The 15,818-nt window shown below is 68.7% G+C and carries 19 protein-coding genes and 1 pseudogene; 2 read left to right on the forward strand and 18 right to left on the reverse strand.

Translation table 11 applies throughout. The features are described from left to right. From Q8S40_RS17850 to Q8S40_RS25200, 4 genes and pseudogenes are all read right to left on the reverse strand, one after another. Positions 1–5,172 (reverse strand): annotated as a pseudogene (locus Q8S40_RS17850) (hypothetical protein); the annotation flags it as partial. A gap of 95 nt (positions 5,173–5,267) precedes the next feature. After that, positions 5,268–5,648 (reverse strand): hypothetical protein, encoded by a 381-nt coding sequence (locus Q8S40_RS17855; RefSeq protein WP_305671444.1) that lies wholly within the window; start codon positions 5,646–5,648, stop codon positions 5,268–5,270. Next, complete coding sequence (locus tag Q8S40_RS17860; RefSeq protein ID WP_305671445.1) at positions 5,648–6,457, reverse strand: phage antirepressor KilAC domain-containing protein; 810 nt, start codon at positions 6,455–6,457, stop codon at positions 5,648–5,650. The genes Q8S40_RS17855 and Q8S40_RS17860 overlap by 1 nt, the downstream gene beginning before the upstream one ends. Before the next feature lie 85 nt (positions 6,458–6,542). After that, a complete protein-coding gene (locus Q8S40_RS25200; RefSeq protein ID WP_371136858.1) occupies positions 6,543–6,746 on the reverse strand; it encodes an Arc family DNA-binding protein in 204 nt (67 codons plus the stop codon). A gap of 86 nt (positions 6,747–6,832) precedes the next feature. On the opposite strand from Q8S40_RS25200, the gene Q8S40_RS17865 reads away from it, so the two are divergent. Both Q8S40_RS17865 and Q8S40_RS17870 read left to right on the forward strand, forming a co-directional pair. Beyond that, positions 6,833–7,102, forward strand: coding sequence for an Arc family DNA-binding protein (locus Q8S40_RS17865; protein WP_305671446.1), 270 nt, complete (start codon positions 6,833–6,835; stop codon positions 7,100–7,102). A 254-nt stretch (positions 7,103–7,356) separates the two neighbouring features. Next, positions 7,357–7,572: a hypothetical protein gene (locus Q8S40_RS17870; protein WP_305671447.1), complete on the forward strand. Its 216-nt coding sequence runs from the start codon at positions 7,357–7,359 to the stop codon at positions 7,570–7,572. Here the strand turns inward: Q8S40_RS17870 and Q8S40_RS17875 are convergent. From Q8S40_RS17875 to Q8S40_RS17940, 14 genes are all read right to left on the reverse strand, one after another. Continuing rightward, a complete protein-coding gene (locus tag Q8S40_RS17875; RefSeq protein WP_305671448.1) occupies positions 7,569–7,895 on the reverse strand; it encodes a hypothetical protein in 327 nt (108 codons plus the stop codon). The two genes, Q8S40_RS17870 and Q8S40_RS17875, sit on opposite strands and share 4 nt — an antisense overlap. 32 nt (positions 7,896–7,927) lie before the next feature. Next, positions 7,928–8,365 carry a hypothetical protein gene (locus Q8S40_RS17880; RefSeq protein WP_305671449.1) on the reverse strand — a complete coding sequence of 146 codons (438 nt, stop codon included), beginning with the start codon at positions 8,363–8,365 and terminating at the stop codon, positions 7,928–7,930. 105 nt (positions 8,366–8,470) lie between these two features. Further along, positions 8,471–8,689, reverse strand: coding sequence for a hypothetical protein (locus Q8S40_RS17885; RefSeq protein ID WP_305671450.1), 219 nt, complete (start codon positions 8,687–8,689; stop codon positions 8,471–8,473). 10 nt (positions 8,690–8,699) lie between these two features. Further along, positions 8,700–9,914 carry a phage tail tube protein gene (locus Q8S40_RS17890; protein ID WP_305671451.1) on the reverse strand — a complete coding sequence of 405 codons (1,215 nt, stop codon included), beginning with the start codon at positions 9,912–9,914 and terminating at the stop codon, positions 8,700–8,702. A gap of 50 nt (positions 9,915–9,964) precedes the next feature. Then, positions 9,965–10,459: a hypothetical protein gene (locus Q8S40_RS17895; protein ID WP_305671452.1), complete on the reverse strand. Its 495-nt coding sequence runs from the start codon at positions 10,457–10,459 to the stop codon at positions 9,965–9,967. After that, positions 10,459–11,106, reverse strand: coding sequence for a hypothetical protein (locus Q8S40_RS17900; RefSeq protein ID WP_305671453.1), 648 nt, complete (start codon positions 11,104–11,106; stop codon positions 10,459–10,461). Before Q8S40_RS17900 ends, Q8S40_RS17895 begins: the two co-directional genes overlap by 1 nt. Further along, positions 11,106–11,435 carry a hypothetical protein gene (locus Q8S40_RS17905; RefSeq protein WP_305671454.1) on the reverse strand — a complete coding sequence of 110 codons (330 nt, stop codon included), beginning with the start codon at positions 11,433–11,435 and terminating at the stop codon, positions 11,106–11,108. Before Q8S40_RS17905 ends, Q8S40_RS17900 begins: the two co-directional genes overlap by 1 nt. Continuing rightward, positions 11,432–12,046, reverse strand: coding sequence for a phage head-tail connector protein (locus Q8S40_RS17910; RefSeq protein ID WP_305671455.1), 615 nt, complete (start codon positions 12,044–12,046; stop codon positions 11,432–11,434). The genes Q8S40_RS17905 and Q8S40_RS17910 overlap by 4 nt, the downstream gene beginning before the upstream one ends. A gap of 6 nt (positions 12,047–12,052) precedes the next feature. Beyond that, positions 12,053–12,316 carry a hypothetical protein gene (locus tag Q8S40_RS17915; protein WP_305671456.1) on the reverse strand — a complete coding sequence of 88 codons (264 nt, stop codon included), beginning with the start codon at positions 12,314–12,316 and terminating at the stop codon, positions 12,053–12,055. Positions 12,317–12,323: 7 nt separating this feature from the next. After that, positions 12,324–12,704, reverse strand: a complete 381-nt coding sequence (locus Q8S40_RS17920; RefSeq protein WP_305671457.1) for a hypothetical protein — start codon at positions 12,702–12,704, stop codon at positions 12,324–12,326. Between the two features lie 3 nt (positions 12,705–12,707). After that, complete coding sequence (locus tag Q8S40_RS17925; protein ID WP_305671458.1) at positions 12,708–13,247, reverse strand: hypothetical protein; 540 nt, start codon at positions 13,245–13,247, stop codon at positions 12,708–12,710. Positions 13,248–13,282: 35 nt separating this feature from the next. After that, complete coding sequence (locus tag Q8S40_RS17930) at positions 13,283–13,732, reverse strand: hypothetical protein (RefSeq protein ID WP_305671459.1); 450 nt, start codon at positions 13,730–13,732, stop codon at positions 13,283–13,285. Between the two features lie 76 nt (positions 13,733–13,808). Next, positions 13,809–15,080, reverse strand: a complete 1,272-nt coding sequence (locus Q8S40_RS17935) for a phage major capsid protein (RefSeq protein WP_305671460.1) — start codon at positions 15,078–15,080, stop codon at positions 13,809–13,811. 10 nt (positions 15,081–15,090) lie between these two features. Continuing rightward, positions 15,091–15,816, reverse strand: coding sequence for an HK97 family phage prohead protease (locus Q8S40_RS17940; RefSeq protein WP_305671461.1), 726 nt, complete (start codon positions 15,814–15,816; stop codon positions 15,091–15,093). Positions 15,817–15,818 lie beyond the last annotated feature (2 nt).

Here is a 15,818-nt window from a genome sequence, read left to right on the forward strand (position 1 = left end):
CGCGAGCGCCGCGCTGGCCGAGACGCGCACCGCCTCCGGCACCGCCGGCGCCATGGTGATGGCCGAGACGGCGCCGGTGATGGTGGCGAGGCGCGTGATGGCCTCGGCCCGAACGGCATCGGTCACACCCGCGGCCAGGGCGATGCTGGCAAGGTTGCCGGCGATGCTCGCGAGCGCGGCATTCGCCCGCTCCCGCGCCGCGGCCGGGACCGCCGGGTTCATGCTCAGCAGTGAAACGACACCGATGATGTTATCCAGCGCGGCATTCGCTGCCAGACGGGTCGCATTGGTCACGCCGGACGCGACGGCGATGGAGGCAACGGCGCCGGAGATGCTGGCGAGCGCGGCGGTTGCTGAGACGCGCACCCCCTCCGGCACCGCTGCGGCCATGCTGATGGCGGACACCGCGCCAGTGATGGTGGACAGGCGGGTGATGGCTTCCGCCTTCACAGCCTCTGTCACGCCGGCGGCCAGGGCGATGCTGGCCACATTGCCCGAGATGCTGGCCAGCGCTGCATTTGCCCGCTCCCGCACCAGGGCCGGCACCGCCGGCGCCATGCTGATCAGCGACACGACGCCGATGATGTTGTCCAGAGCGGCGTTCGCCGCCAGGCGCGTGGCATTGGTCACGGCGGACGCGACCGCGATGCCGGACACCGCGCCCGCGATGCTGGCGAGCGCCGCACTGGCCGAGACGCGCACCGCCTCCGGCACCGCCGGCGCCATGGTGATGGCCGAGACGGCGCCGGTGATGGTGGCGAGGCGCGCGATTGCCTCGGCCCGGACGGCATCGGTCACGCCGGGCGCGACGGTGATCGCGGCAATTGCTCCGGTGATGGCGGACAAAGCCCGCGCGGCACCGTTCAGCACAGCCGACGTGGTAGCGTCTGGCACGGAGATGGCATCCAGCACACCGCGGATCTGGCTCAGCGCCGCCTCCGCCTCCGCCTTCGCGCGCGGCGTGGCGGCACTGGTATCGATCAGCGCCAGGGCAGCATCGATGTCCGCCCGCAGCGCCAGTTCCGCGGCCATCTCCACTTCCACCTGGATGACCCCGCCGAGCGCCAGCAGTTCCTCGTAGATCAGCTGGTCGTAGGATTTGACGGCCGGCAGGGCTTCGAGGGAGGATATCACCATGTCCCGCAGGGCCTGGAACTCGCCGCCGGAAGCGAACATGGCCTGGCCGGATTGCAGCAGCGCGTCCGCCGACTGGGTGATGCGGGCAAGGGCGTCCCGGTCGCCGCCGCGGGCCAAGGTCAGGTCTTGCCCGAAGGCAGCCTGCGACGCGGCCAGGCGATCCTCCGGCGAGGCGCCGCCAGCTTCGCCAGTGCGGAGGCCGTCGATATAGGCGCGGATGGACCCGCCGGCAGAGATGATGGCCTGCCGTTCCTGTTCCGCGAAGCGCTTGATCACCAAAGCCCGCTCCGCCGCGTGCACCGCTTCCAGCTGCGTCAGGCTGACCAGGCCGACCCGTGCCGCCTCCACCCGCTCCCGCGCCTGCTGCCGTTCCTGCGCCGCCAGCGCGGTTGCCTGGGTGGAGGTGTCTGCGGTGGCGGCGAACAGGCGATCATCCAGGGCCTGCGCTGCCGCGGTGCGGAGGGCCTCATATTTGTTGATGATCGCGCGCCGATCCAGGTCTTGCGCTTCAGCCAGGCGCTTCAGGCGGATGGCAGTGACTTCGGCACCGAGGCCAAGCGCCTTCAGCTCCGCCGTCAGGGCCTCCATCTCGGCCTCCGCACGGATCTGCTGCCCGGCAAATTCCGCCAATTCGGCGTCGGCCGAATTGCCGGTGAAGCCGGCCAGAGCCTCGAAGTACCGCAGGTCGCCGTTCTGGTTCAGTATGCGGCGCTGCGCCTCGAGCGCGGCAGTGGCCGCTTGCTGCTGCGCCACCAGAGCGGCCGTGAGCGCGGCGACGTGCGGTTGGGTCTGATCAAGGGTCAGGCCCAGGCCTTTCAGCCGGTCGCGATAGGTCTCGATCTGTGCATTGGCCTCCCGCTGCGCCTGCGCCATATCCGCGGAGGCAGTCCGGCCTTCGGCGCGCGCCTGCATTTCCGCGATCTCGGCGCGGGACACTGCGACTTCGGTGTCGCGCAGCGCAACCATGGCCTGGACGATGCGCTCCCGCTCCGCCAGCAGTTCCGCCTCACCAAAGCCCAGGCGCTGGGCGGCCTGGATCATCTGGTTCACGGGCGCGACAGCCTGGTTCAGCGCGCCCTGGAAATCGCTGATGGGCGTGGCCAGGGTGTCCAGCACCGCGATCAGCGCCTGCGCTTCCTGGATGGTGGTGGCCAGGGCTTCCACCGAATCAAACGGGCGGCCGGAGACGGCGGCGTTGAGGCGACTGTCGTTCGCGTCGAAGCGGAAATCCGCCAGGGCGCCGCCAACTGTCCCCCTGGCTAGTGGATTCACATTCCCGCCGGCAGCAATGTTGCTCCCGCCGTAGGCAGAGACGCCGGCGGAGGCGATCAGCGCGTTGATAGCGCCGAACGCCTGCGCGGCCGCGGCATAGGCCTCCGCCCCGCCATTGCCGTTGCCGGTGCTGCCCATGCTGCCGAGAGAGAACTGGCCGCCTTCGGCGCGGATGTCGAAGCCGTGGGCGTTGGTTTTGGGGCCGGGGCCGAACATGCCGCCGAGGCCGCCGCCCAGCACGCCCCCAAGGAGACCGCCGCCAATCAATCCAAGCGGCCCCAAGAAGCCGCCGGCCGCCGCCAGCGTGCCGGCGAGGGCACCCGCGCCGCTGCCGACCATGCCGCCGGTCTGGTTGCCGCCGAGCATCCCGTTCAGCAGCGTACCGGCGCCGAAGCCAAGGCCTATTCCGCCCAGGGCGCCCGAGAAACTCACACCCATTGCGGAGGATGGCCCAGCCGGCAGCGCGGCCAGCAGAGCCTCCGGCGTCGTAGCCGCCAGGCTGGCGGCGTTCGCCAGATTGGCGCCGCCAGCGCTGGTGAACAAGGATGGCGCAAGGCTCGCGGCATAGCTATCGATGCCGCCAATCATCCCACCCAAGCCGCCACTGGGGAGCAATTTGCTAAGGCCGCTCAGATTTCCCAGACCGCCAAGCAGATCGCCCCCGCCCGCGCTCCCAACCTGCCCCACAACCGGCTCGATGATCGGGCGGATCACGGCCTCCGCGCTCATGCGCGCGAAGGTCTGCCGGGCCGCGGTCTGGAAGTTGCGCATCAGGTCGGAAAAGCCGCGGTTGTTCTTCGAGAACATGTCGGCGAAGGCATCTGCGCCGTATCGGACGATGTCGTCCGTGGTCCGCTTGTTCTTGCCCTCGATCTCTCGCAGGGCTTCGGTCTCTGCCCTGGTGCGTGCCGCGGCCGCCTCAGTGGCGACACGCTCGGCGCGCGCGATCTCGCGATCCTCCGCCGCATTTACATCTGCGGAGGGGAACACGGTCTGCCGCGGATCGCTGGCCCATTCATAGACCAGCTCCCGATTCAGCGCGCGCTGCGCACCTGTGGCGCGGTTCGTGGTTTCCGTCAGCCGGGCCAGGCCCGCATTGCGCCGGGCCTCCGCCGCCGCCAGGTCCGCCTGCGCCTGTGTGGCGTTGATGACTCCCGCGCGTTCCGCACGGCGGATCACCGACGCCTCCTGTTCGTACACCTGCTGAAGCTGCAGGCGCCGATCATTGGCGACGCGCTGCGCCTGAAGCGCGGCCTCCGCCGCATCCTTTTCCATCTGCGCCCGCGTTGCGGCGCCTTCGGCCGCGATGCGGTTCTGTTCCTCCTGGCCGCGCGCCACTTCTTCGGCCATGCGCGCCTGCGCGTCGCTGGAAATGCGCTCCGCCTCTGCCAGCGCCTGGCGCAGTTCCGCAATGCGGTCGCTTCCGGTCTGCCCGGCCGCGATCTGTCCCGCCGCGGCGCCGAGGCTGCCGCGGCGGCCGGTGGGCAGCACGCCCGCTTCCGCCGCCGCGATCTGCGCGCGCACGGCATCCACCCGCGCCTGCGCGTCGCCCACCGCCCGCTGCGCCAACTCGGCCGGGGTGTAGACGCGGCGCAGCGCGGTGAGGCCATCGTTCAGCGCGCCAACCACGGCGGCCAGGGCGCTGATGGCGCCGGTGGCCAACTGCAACGGGCCGAGGTTGCCGACCTGGGTCAGGAAGTTCTCGACGTTCTGGCCGAGCGTGTCATAGGCGCCGGCCAGGCCGCCGGCCTCTGCCCGCCCGGCGCCGCCGACCTGCGCCTCGACCGCAGCCAGGATCAGCCGCTGCGCCTCAGCCGCCTCGCCCGCCTCGACCAAGGACTTGATCATGGCGCGCTGCGAGGAGGTGAAGGACACACCGACTTCAGCCAGCGCGGACACGCCGCGCACCGGGTCTTCCAGCGCCTTGCCGAGCTGGACGGCGCTGGAGCCAAGCGTGCCGAAGCCGGTGGCGGCCAGATCCTGCGCCGCGCGCAGGGTGCGGCCGAAGGTGTCGCCGGAGATGGAGCGGAAGGTGAGGAGCTGCTGCGCCGCTTCCTCCACCCCGCGCGTGCTGGCGAGCGTGGTCGCGGCAAGGTCCTGCGCGATGTCCCGGATCTGCTGGCCGGTCAGCCCGGCCGTCGCGCCGGTGGCGCGGATGATGGCATCCGTCCGCAGGCTCAGCCGCTCGAACTGCTCGGCCGCGCGGAGGGATGCGCCGAAGCCGGCGGCGAGCACGCCCAGGCCCACGGCTGCCGCGGCGCCGGCCGGGCCGAGCGCCGACAGCACCGGACCCACCACGCCAAGGCGGGACCCCATGGCGGTGACCGGCATCAGCGCGGCCTGCGCGGCGTTTTCGATCCGCCCGAGGCCGCGCGCCGCGTTGTCGTTGGCCGAGGAAAGGGCTGCGGCACCTGCGGCGGCACGGGCGGCCGCTGCGGTGGCGCGGTCGTACTGGCCGGTGGCGAGGGCGACGCTGCGCGCGTGCTGTTCGGAGGTGAGCCGGCCGCGCTGTAGCGCGCGGTCCAACAGCTCCTGCTGCCGCGTCAGGCGCTGCTTTGCCGCCGCAGCGGGGTCCAACTGCTGCTGAAGGCGGCCGAGTGCCCGGTCCAGATTGGACATGGAGCTTTGCGTGCGGGTGGTCGCGGTGACCACGCCCTGGTTCGCATCGATGATCCGCTTGCCGGCGGCGTCGAACTGCGCGGCGCCGGTGGCAGCGGCCGAAGCATCGAAGACGAGCGCGGTGACGGCTTGCGATCCGCTCATGAGGTGATGCCTTCCACGCGCGGCGGGCCGACCGATTGCCGGTCAGCCCGCGCCTTCTACTGAGAATTTGCCCCCGCCGCGTACCGGCGGGCGGATCAGATGCCGTGCAGCCGCAGCAACGCGGTGGCGATTTCGCCGGCCCATTCCGCGGCGGGGCCATCCCATGTCAGGTCATCATCGCGCCGACCGGAGCGCGCTTCGCGATGCGCGGCAGCTGCAAGCGCCAAGACACCGATCATCGTCTTCGGCTTTGCCTCATCCAGCGCATCACAGGCTGCCATGTATCGCAGCGCCAGCGGGCACTCTTCCACCTCCACGCGACCTCCGAGGCGGTTGTAGCGCTCAAGGGCCTCGGCATGTTCGGCGCACATGGCGACGAGGCCTGCGTCCTGGTCCCGCGCCGCCGCGGTCGGCATGCCAGCCACACTGGCTGCCAGAGACGCGCCCAGCGCGCCCCGGCGAGACATGCCGCGCATCAGTGCGCGCTCCCCGTCACCGCAGCCAGGGCGCCGGCAGACGATACCGATGCATCCAGCGCCGCGCCCGGCATCTGGCCCGCCAGCTTGGTCAGACCCTTCGGCGTGATGCGAACCTGCTCCACCACCTTGGATGACCCATCCGACCGGCTCACTTCCGTAACCTTGTGCTCGACTAATCCGGAGGTGATGCGCGACTGGTATCCGAGGAAAGCGGCGCCGCCGGGCCGCTTGTAGATCCAGCCATTTTGCTGGAGCCAGGCGAACAGGTCCTTTGGCCGAACCTGCAACGCCTTCGCGGTTTCCGTGATGGAAAGGCTTCCATCCGCGGTGGCGATGCGGTCCAACGCCTCCGCCTTCGGCGTCAGGTTGGCGACCTTCGCCGCCAGTTCTTCCACCCGGCGGCTGGCGACCAGAAGGCCGCGTGCCATCACCTCCTCATCCGTCATCACCGCCCGTACTGGCGGTGCCTTCGCGCGCCGCTCGCACTCGATGAAGTAGAGCCGCGCCCGGCGCCCTTCCGCGTTCCGCTCCACCATGGCGAGCTCCTTCGCCATGTCGAGTGAGAGGTGATACGCCTTGGAGGGGCGACCATGACCCTTTTCCCCGAAATTGGGGAGAAGGTCAGTCACGTAATCCAGACCTTCCGCAAACCCATAGGTGGCGATCCGGTCCTTCATCCATGTCGTGAAGTCCTTCCCGACCTTCAGGAAGGCGTGCAGCGTGCGGCCGTCCACGGTCTGCACCGCGGCTTCGCCGATCTTTGCGTTGGAAACGGGCAGCAAATGCCCTACATTATAGTCGCTCATTTCCGATTTACTCCATCGGGATTGATGTTGACCGGTGCGGCCCCTGCCAGGGCTTCCCGGTCGGTGGTTTCAGTCGGCGGCGGGGTTAGCTTTCCAGGCCACGCCCTGCCGCCGACCCGCCGCCTGCCGGAACCGGCGAACGGCCCTCCGCACAACGCCAAGCCTGGATCAACCGAAACTCGATTTCGGCCGTCTTGCTTCGGCGGTTCTCCTTCGCTTGCCCCTCGATCCATTCATCAAGCTCACGACTGATCCTGACCTTGAACTGTGAATCACCTCGGCCTGCCATCTGCACCACCCCTCTTCATGGCCCACTATGGTCCATGGACCACGATGGGCCATTTCGGTCAAGCGAAATATGTCCCATGATGGGCCATGGCTGCTGATGACCCCATGATGCGTATCCGGTTGCCGCCGGAGCTGAAGGACCGCATTGCCGATGCAGCCAAGGCTTCCGGCCGATCCATGAACGCGGAGATCGTCCACACCCTGTCCAAGGCGTACCCCGCTGAGCCGAAGGAGGTTGGCGACGATCCGTCCTTCGAGGAGGTTCGCGCGCTTCACCGTCAGATGACGCTGGCCATCGAAAAGTGGGTTCGAGAGCAAGACGCTCAGAAGGCCTCGCGCGACAACGATCTGGACTGATACTCTCTCCGGAACGATGGAGAGTTCGAGCGATGAGGGCTTCTGTCCTAATTCTGGTTCTCGTCTGCGGCTGCGCACAGCCGATGACCGATGCAGATGTCCGCGCGGTATGGGATAGGAATCTCGCAGCAGCAGAGCGTTTGCAAGGCGGCCCGGCGCGCGAAGGCGGGCCATTCATTCCAAATCCCGCACTGAACCCCGCCCGAAGCGTCAATGCGCGCTCGGCCGCGCTAGACCCAGGATACACAGACCGGATGAGCGGCCCCCCGGCACCGGCCAGCACTGGTCGGGATGAGTTCCAGCGATCCCACGAATACTGCCGAGACTTCGCCAGCAACATCTACATCCGCAGCGCGCCGCTTGATGAACTTCTTGCCGGCAGCCTGCTGGGCTATTCCACGCGGCAGGACCGCTACTACGAAGACTGCATGGCCTCCTTCGCCCGCATCCGCCGCTACACCGCGCCCTAACCGCCCGCACCCTTCGCCATCGCCTGCCGAAACACCCGGTCCAGCATCGTCAGCACGCTGGTCTCCCAGGGCGCCAGGCGGATGCCGCGCAGGCCGGTCCAGGCCTGGATATCCTGGTAGGTGATGGCGGCCGGGCCGCCCATGCCGCCGGCGCCGCGGGCCTCGTGCAGTTCCAGGAACCATTCCCAGAGGTATGCCGCGGCGGGTGGAAGGGGCGGGCCGTAGAGGTCCGCCTCCACCTCCGCCCTCGCCTTGTCGCTCAGGTTCCGGGACAGAAGGCCCTGCAACGTCTCCCGCGCCGAAACCCCGGCCTTGTCCGGCACCCACAGGCCGAACTCATGCTCCGCGAAGGCGATCAGGTCTTCGCGGAGCGCTTGATAAAAGCCGCGTCGGCGCCGAAGAAGTCCAGCACCTGGGTGGCGATCCACCCGCGCTTCGGATCGGTCATGATGGCCGCCGCATTCTCCGCCGAATAGGGGAAGGGCTGGCCGTTCAGGCTCACATCGGTCCAACCGACGATGCGCCGCGCCACGCGGTTCATGCTGCGCGCGCGATCCTCCTCCGGATCCGTCTCCGGCGCCTTGTATTTGCGGCCATTGGCGCGAGCCTGTTCGATGGCGCGCTGTTCCTGCAGCTGTTCCCGCGCCACCTCGTTCTGCAACGCGAGGGTGACAGGATGGCCGGGGCCGGCGATCTGCATCTGCCAGGTGGTGGGGGCGTTGGTCTGCGGGTGGCGGATCGTGAGGGTAGAGACGTCCTCCACCACGATGTCGGCGATATCGAAGCTGTCCATGGTCTGTCCTCTGTCGGGAGGGTGGTGGGGCGGGCACCGACATGCCCGCCCCGTTGCACGCGCGCGTGAACGCGCAACCCGGTGTTCGGCCGGGTTCTGGTGGCCTCAGCCGGCCTTGGTCTCGGCGGGCTTGGCCTTGCCGATCAGCGCCACATCGGGCTGCACGGAGGCCGGCGCCGGCTGCGCTACCCGTCCGGTCTCGCTGATCGGAATGGCGCGCAGGGTGTGGTCCGGGAACTGCACCCGGTAACCGGCCGCGCGGGCGCCGAAGATCGCATCGGCCAGCGCGGCCGCGGCGGTGTTGATCCTGGTCACATGGTCCATGGAATGCCCCTCAGGCGTTGCTGCGAACGAGCTTCAACATCGTCGCATCGAAGGCGCCGCCCGCCTCATCGATGCCGACCATGATCGGCAGCTCCTGGGTTCGCGGCCCATCCGCGCCGAGGGCGGATTTGTTCGCCCCGCCAAGGGTCAGGTTGGTGATGGACAGGCTGAAGAAGTCCTTCGGCTCGGCCTCATTCTCCGCGCACAGAACGTGCAGCGCGATCTGGTCCTCGTTCAGGAAGCTGGTCACCTGGTTCAGGTTCTTCCGCAGGCCGGTGATGGAGCCGGTGACGGTCGCCTGGTTGGTGAAGACGTCCGGCGTGAAGCGGCTGGCGATCACCTCCGTCGGGCCGGCATTCAGGTCGTAGTTCAGGCTGAAGCCGGTCAGGTCCACCAGGTTCTCCGTGCCGAGCCGGATGGAGGCATCAACCACGGACAGCGGCAGCGTCACCGAGGCTGTCGGGGCGGTGAAGTAGGGCGCTTCCGCGTTGCCGAGCACCGTCATCTTCTGCCCGATCAGGTTGAAGGTCGCGGTGATGATGCTGTTGGGCGCCATCTCCAGGCTGAAGCCCGTCACCCGCACGCCGTCGAACCGCTCCGAGGCGTCGATGTCCAGCTCATGCTCCTCGAAGGAGAAATCCGTCTCGGCCAGGGTGGGGGACTGGATCAGCTTGCGCCGCACCGAGACCGACCAGGTGGAGACCGGGCCGGCAACGGCCGCCAGCGTCTCCGCCACCGTGATGACGGTGGCGGTCAGCCCCACCACGCGCAGATTCCTGTTCGTGTTCCCGGTCAGGCCGGTGGAGAACACGATGACATCGCCGACGCGAAGGCCGGAGGTGATCCAGGACCCGGCGGAGGCGGTGATGGCACTGGTGGTGCAGGACAGCGTGGCAGTGGACATGCCCGCCGTCGCCTGGGTGATGGTGACCGCCGCGGACCAGCTGGCGCGGAACGCCGCCGCGAACAGATCATCGAAGCTGCCCACGCTCAGCTCCGCCTGGTAGGACCCGGCCACCGCGTGCTGCCCATGCCGGCCGCGCGTCCGCATGCCGTCCCGCCGGTTCTCGGCGGATTCGATCGCGCCCTTCGTCAGGTTCAGGCCGCCGGTGGAGGGGCGGAACACGGCGGCGCCGGCGCCGCCGGCCGCCGCATCGCCATAGGCACCGGCGGCGCGGGCCTTGTAGGCCACGACGATATTCCGCCCCGTCTGGTAGAGACCCATGTCACAACTCCATCATGTCTGGTGGGATGAAGCGCCGCCGCGGCCGAGGCTCAGGGCGTATCGCTGTAGATCGCGTAGAACGGGATGGCCGCGGTCACCCCGAAGTAGCTGCCGTCCTCTGCCGCCGGCCGGCCGCGATTGGCGCGGATGGCCTGCATGTAGATGCCGACATAGTCCCGGCCGAGCCACCAGGCCGGATCTCCGAACTCCAGTTGCAGCGTGGTGGCGTTGACGCGCCAGACGGCATTGGACAACGCGGCGCGGGCATTGGCGTGCATGCTGCGGATCGCGGCCGGGCCGTCCTGCCGCGGCGTCATGAAGTGCAGCATCAGCACGCCATCCAGGCGGTTCAGGCGGTTGCCCGGCTCGCCGATGTATGGGGTGTCATCACCCCATGCGGTTTCGGCCTGGCAGAAGGGCGCGAGGCTGGACATGTCCAGCAGCGGGCCATTGTCATCGAAGCGCAGCCGATCCGGCGGCGTCGCCGTCCAGGCGGCGGTCAGGCGCGCGGCGATGATGTCGGAGACGGTGTAGGCGTCTGCCATCAGCGCAGGCTCAGCACCAGGGAGGGATAGGTGATCTGCTGCCCGGCGCGGTCGCGCCGCGTGTCGCGATAGGTCTGCTTCATCACGTAGCCGCCTTCCAACTGGATGAAGCCAATGGCGATCGTGACGCTGTTGCCGAAGCGCTGCCGCACGGCCTGCCAGGCCAGTTCCATGTAGCCCGGGGCCACGTTCTGCAGGCTGAAGGGCCGGCCATCGGCGCGCTTCCCCACGGCGAGCATGCGGGAATAGGGCTGGTCGTTGGTCACCGTGACCTCCCGCGCATCGGGCGGCAGGGCCTCCGGCGTCACTTGCTTGCCCTGATAGAGCAGGAACCATGCTTTCCGGTAGTCGCCGGACTCGATGGGGGACAGGCGCCGCAGCTCATCCAGTGCGAACAGCGCGGCCTCCCTGAGCGAATCGAATTCGTAGCGGATGACGCCGAAGGGTCGGACGCTTTCCTCCGCCGCGCCCAGCCTTCCATCCACGATGCGCCGGACATTCGGGCGAGACGGCACGGTCGCCAGGTGCTGGGCGAGGCCATCCCGCGCGATCTTCGCGTGCAGCTTCTGCAACTCCGGCGGCTGCACCTTCGCGATGGCCAGATTGATGACCCGCTCAAATGCCCGGGAGGACGGGGCGCGGGCCATCAGCCGCCAACCACCTGCAGCACATGCATGGCGATGGCCTCGCCCTTCCGCCGGGTCTCGCAGGCCTCCACCACCCGCGTGCGGCCATTGGCGATCAGGCGGTCGCCCGTGCGCGGTGGGCCGGGCCAGGCGGCGGCGGAGATCTCCGTGTTGCTGATGCGGACCTCTGACGTGCCCTGCGGCAGGCCCTGCGGCAGGTCCGCCGGGGCGAAGTCGCGGATGAAGGTGCGCAGCGTGACATCGGCGAAGGTCTGGGCTTCGCCAGTGCCGATGACACGGCGCAGGACGGCGGACTGGCCGCTTCGCGCGAGGGAGCGATCGACGGTCATACGGCGGTCGCTCGGTACCGTTCGATCGGGTCGGTGACCGCGGACGGCAGCGCGCCCCCGCCGTTTCGCGGGTCGAAGTAGCTCACATTGTCCACGCCGTCGGTGCTCTCGCTCCGGATCGTTGCGTCACGCCCGCGCCCCTGCCACCAGGTGGATGCCAGCAGGATGCAGGCCCGGCTCAGCGCAGAAGGCGCGGCGGCCGGAAGCGCGTAGCCGGCGGTATAGGCCACAACCACCCTACCGTGCGCCCAGGCGGAGCGTTGGTCACCATCGATGCGCCACAGCAACCCATTCGCAGGGTCAACCTCATAGGCGGCATCATCGACGGCCGCCCCATCGATGGTGACCGAAGCGATCGCGCTCACCGGCCAGCGGGACAGCGACAGGGATTTGACGGATTGCGAAAGGCGGAACGCTTCCGAGGCACTTTCCTGGGCAAAGACGCGCTGGCAGTAATCCGCGATGGCGCCAGACGCCTCATCGATCTTCTGCTCCAGGGCGACGTCGCTGGCGGTGTCCGTGATACCCAGCTCCGACTTCAGCGCGACCAACGTGCAGAGGCGCTGTTGTGCCGCTGCGGCCGGGGTTGTGATGGTGAGGATGGACTGCATTGCGCCCTACCGCCGGGTGCGCCGGCCGGGCTGGCTGTTCTCAGCCGGCGCTGGCGTCTCTGCCGCCGCCGGGGCGCCGCCCGCCTCCGGGGCGGAAGGACGATCGGCTTCGGCCTCCGGCGGTGCATCGGGCGGTGTCCCGATGAACCCCTCGCGCAGCAAACCCTCCGCCAACGCGGCAGGAACCTCGACATGGTGGCCGACCGCAACTGGGCGGATCCGGACGCCATCCTCGCTGAGGGAGAATATGCGGAGCGCAAGGTAGCGCATGGTGCGATCACCCGATGATGAAGATGAAGGTGCCGATCTTGGCGTTGCCGCCATTCGTCACGGCGATGCGGATGCGGTCCGCCGCCATGCCGATCGGCGCAAGAACGGCAGCGCCGCCTGAAGCGAACAGCGCGGCTGCGCCGGCCGTAGAGTGGGTCGCCTGGCGCGGCGCGCGAGTGGCGGAGGCGTTCACATCCTGTTCGGACCAGATCGTCTCCCCGGTTGCCTCCGCGGTTAGGGCGAAATCGACCCCATCCGCGAAGCCGTTGACCTCGTCCTTCACGTAGCGGACGGCCTGGACGAAGCCGGTGATGGTCGGGCTGAAACCCACCACCGACCCATCCGCGGCGGTGGTCAGGCTGACCTGATGGCGCTCGATGTGCGCCATGGATCAGGCCGGGACCATCGCGATGTCGCGGTAGAAAACCTCCACCACCAGGGGCGAGTTGCCGGTGGTGATCTCGCCCGTCAGCAGGTGCAGCACCAGCGGTGCATTGGCGACCGGGGTGATGTCCGTGACGCCGGATGCCGCGGTGGCCGGCCGGGCATAGCGTGTCTGTGCGGTGGCCTGATCCAGGAAGCCGGTGGTCTCCGCCCCCGCCACCGCCGCGCCGGAAGCATCCGTGTATTTGAAGCTGAGGTCCTCGCCGGCGGCGATGCCGGCATAGGCGGTGCCGGCCGGCTTGTGCAGCACCGCGCCTTCGAAGACCAGCGCTCGGCCGGCGCCCGGTGCCGGGACGATGGTCTGCGGGGTCGCAAACAGGGCCAGGAGCTGGGTGGAGGTGACCGTGACCAGGACGCGCCGCATGATGGCGTTGGTCACGTTCTGCCCGGCGACCTTCAGTGCGCCGCCGGGGATGATGTCGATCTCCCCGCCGATGACATCGCGGGCGCCGCCCTGCTCCCGATAGTTCTGCGTGTTGTAGCTCACGATGGCCTCCTTTCAGGTGGCGCGCGGCGCGCGGATCAGGCGGCGACCGGGCCGGCGAGGGAGGCGGAGGCGACGACGGTGCTGCCCTGCGTCACCGGCATCGACTTCGCGTTGTACTGGATGGCCAGGATCGCATCGAAGGGCGCATTGGCCGTGACGTGGAACAGCTGCGCCTCGAGGTACCGGAAGCGCGGCTTTTCCACATCCAGGATGACCAGCTTGTCGTCATAGTCGCTGGCCCCTGCGGTGCCGCCGGCGCTGCCCGCCAACAGCGCCATGCTGCCGGACGTGTTCAGGTCGGAACCGGCCACCCGCAGCGCGACCTGGGAGGTGTCCAACACATTGCCCATGACGGCGATGAACATGACGGCATCGAAGCTGGCCATGTCGATGATGGTGCCCTTGGTGGGTGTGGCGCTGGCCGCACCGGCGCCGTCCGTGGCGATGCGCGTGACCTTGGCGTTCTTCAGCAGGCTGGTGAACATGGGATGTCTCCCGAATGAGGGTGGGGGACCGGCAGCCGGCGGCTTCCGCCGCCAGCGCACGGCCAACAGCCGCAGGTCAGGTCGCGGCGATCGTCTGCGTGGCGTAGGCCTCGGCCAGGGTCACCTTGCCGCCGACGCGGCGACGGAAGATGAAGCGGACATTGCCGCTGGTCGCCTGTGTGTAGGGGTCGCGCAGCATCTCCATGGCGATGCGATCGACCAGCGTGTAGCCGCGGCGGAAGTCACCGAAGGCAATCGGCTTGGTGCCGGCGGCGACGGCAGGCATGTCCGGCGCCTCCACATAGCTCGCGCCGTTGATGGTGTTCGGCACGCCATTGGCCAGGCCGGGCGCCCACAGGTACTGGCCGTTTCCGTCCTTCAATTGCCGGACGGCGCCGATGGTCAGGCGGGACATCATCCACACCGCGTTGCGCGCATAGGCGGTCTTGATGCCGTAGAACAGGCGCAGAAGGCCATCGCCCGTCAGCGCCGTCGCGGCGCCGGAGGTCACGGTCGCCACGCTGGAAGGGGTCAGGATGCCCTCCAGCTCACCGACGCCGGTGCCGGAGACGAACTCCGCACCCTCCTTCACCGAGAACTGCTCCTCCGCCTCCATGCGGATCTCGGCCTCCATGTCGAAGGCGCCGTCCTCGAGCATCTGCGAGCTGATATCGATCAGCGCATACATCTCGGGGACCGCCACCTCCTCCATGCCGTAGGTGAGCCCGCCGGTCTCGGGCCGCGGCCCCTGCTCCGAGGTGCGCCGGGCCGCGAACTGGCCGGTGCGCTTCGGGAGTTGCACGGACTTCATGGCCGTTTGGCGGATGCGGACGGCGGAGCGGAACGGCGTGGCTTCCGTCACGCCCTTGATGATCTCCCGCACGTACTCGACCGGCGCCAGGTAGCCACCGGAGGTGTCCGGGGTGATGGCCAGGGCCTTGTATTCATCCTGGACCTGCGACAGCGCCTTCCGTTCATCCTCGCCCAGATTGATGATGCCGACCGTATGGGCGCCGACGACGGCGCGCCCCCAGGCGTTGACCCGGCGCTTGAACTCGACCGGATCGGCCGCGCGGCCACCGCCGCCGCCGAGGCGGCCCATCTTGACCTCGAGCATGTCGGCCGCTTCCGCCGCCTGCCGCGCCTTCAGTTCGGCGGTCGTGAGACGCTGGTTCAGGCCCTCATAGGAGGCCAGCGTCTGCTCGATCTTGCCGAGCTTCTCGACCACCACCGGGTCCGCCGCGCCCTTCTTCTCGATCTCGGCGAGGCGCCGATCGTTCGTCTCCTTGTAGGCTTCGAAGCCGGTCAGCACCGCCTCGACGGCAGCCTTCACTTCCTGCGGTTCCATCGTCAGATCCTCATGTCTTCAGGGTGGCGGCGAGGCGCTGGAGCGCGCCCACCATGTCTGCCGATGCCCCTTCATCGCGAAGGTCCGTTTCCGGCTGTTCACCTGCATCGCGCAGGTGTCGCTTCAGGATGCCAACCACCCTCACGGCAGAGGCGCCCGAAATCTTGAGCTCGCGGCGCAGCTCTTCCTCGAGCGCGCGCGGGTCGATGATGCTGGCCATGTCGAGCCAGCGGCTCTTCATGGAGTAGATGCGGGCCAGGCTGTTCGCCGGGTCATCCACCAGGGAGACCTCCTTGAGCATGACCGCCTTCAGGTGCCGGCGTGGCTCTCCGACGCGCCCCGAGCCCATCTTGAAGCTGCGAGCCTTGAAGCCGATGGACAGGCCGCGCAAAGCGCCTTCCCGGACCATGGCGAGGTTCCACTTGCCGCGGTCGGTATCCAGGCCCACCAGCCGGCCCTTCACGGCCAGGCCGGAGCTGTCCTCCGCCATGTGCTCCCAGATGCCGATCGGGTCAGGATCCGCATTCCCCGGCGCGCCGTGCAGCTTGTACATCGGCGGGAGGCCTGCGCCCTTCCGTTCACGCTCCAGCAGCGATGCCGTGAAGGCTCCGGGCTCGATGACATCGCCGACCGAATCGGTGTTGCCGAATACCGAGGCGTAACCTTCAAAGGTGCCGGGCGGCTGATCGGCCACGAACTTGACCTCCCATGGCACGCCGATGCTGCCAAATTCCATTG

The sequence above is a fragment of the Falsiroseomonas sp. genome (assembly GCF_030695085.1).
GTDB lineage: Bacteria > Pseudomonadota > Alphaproteobacteria > Acetobacterales > Acetobacteraceae > Falsiroseomonas.

Coding starts and splice junctions, on each gene's coding strand:
- Q8S40_RS17890 (WP_305671451.1), bottom strand. CDS start 9,914: ATGGGTCTCTACCAGACGGGGCGGAATATCGTCGTGGCCTACAAGGCC.
- Q8S40_RS17865 (WP_305671446.1), top strand. CDS start 6,833: ATGGCTGCTGATGACCCCATGATGCGTATCCGGTTGCCGCCGGAGCTG.
- Q8S40_RS17870 (WP_305671447.1), top strand. CDS start 7,357: ATGAGCGGCCCCCCGGCACCGGCCAGCACTGGTCGGGATGAGTTCCAG.
- Q8S40_RS17930 (WP_305671459.1), bottom strand. CDS start 13,732: ATGTTCACCAGCCTGCTGAAGAACGCCAAGGTCACGCGCATCGCCACG.
- Q8S40_RS17900 (WP_305671453.1), bottom strand. CDS start 11,106: ATGGCCCGCGCCCCGTCCTCCCGGGCATTTGAGCGGGTCATCAATCTG.
- Q8S40_RS17915 (WP_305671456.1), bottom strand. CDS start 12,316: ATGCGCTACCTTGCGCTCCGCATATTCTCCCTCAGCGAGGATGGCGTC.
- Q8S40_RS17910 (WP_305671455.1), bottom strand. CDS start 12,046: ATGCAGTCCATCCTCACCATCACAACCCCGGCCGCAGCGGCACAACAG.
- Q8S40_RS25200 (WP_371136858.1), bottom strand. CDS start 6,746: ATGGCAGGCCGAGGTGATTCACAGTTCAAGGTCAGGATCAGTCGTGAG.
- Q8S40_RS17855 (WP_305671444.1), bottom strand. CDS start 5,648: ATGCGCGGCATGTCTCGCCGGGGCGCGCTGGGCGCGTCTCTGGCAGCC.
- Q8S40_RS17860 (WP_305671445.1), bottom strand. CDS start 6,457: ATGAGCGACTATAATGTAGGGCATTTGCTGCCCGTTTCCAACGCAAAG.
- Q8S40_RS17880 (WP_305671449.1), bottom strand. CDS start 8,365: ATGGACAGCTTCGATATCGCCGACATCGTGGTGGAGGACGTCTCTACC.
- Q8S40_RS17885 (WP_305671450.1), bottom strand. CDS start 8,689: ATGGACCATGTGACCAGGATCAACACCGCCGCGGCCGCGCTGGCCGAT.
- Q8S40_RS17920 (WP_305671457.1), bottom strand. CDS start 12,704: ATGGCGCACATCGAGCGCCATCAGGTCAGCCTGACCACCGCCGCGGAT.
- Q8S40_RS17935 (WP_305671460.1), bottom strand. CDS start 15,080: ATGGAACCGCAGGAAGTGAAGGCTGCCGTCGAGGCGGTGCTGACCGGC.
- Q8S40_RS17895 (WP_305671452.1), bottom strand. CDS start 10,459: ATGGCAGACGCCTACACCGTCTCCGACATCATCGCCGCGCGCCTGACC.
- Q8S40_RS17905 (WP_305671454.1), bottom strand. CDS start 11,435: ATGACCGTCGATCGCTCCCTCGCGCGAAGCGGCCAGTCCGCCGTCCTG.
- Q8S40_RS17940 (WP_305671461.1), bottom strand. CDS start 15,816: ATGGAATTTGGCAGCATCGGCGTGCCATGGGAGGTCAAGTTCGTGGCC.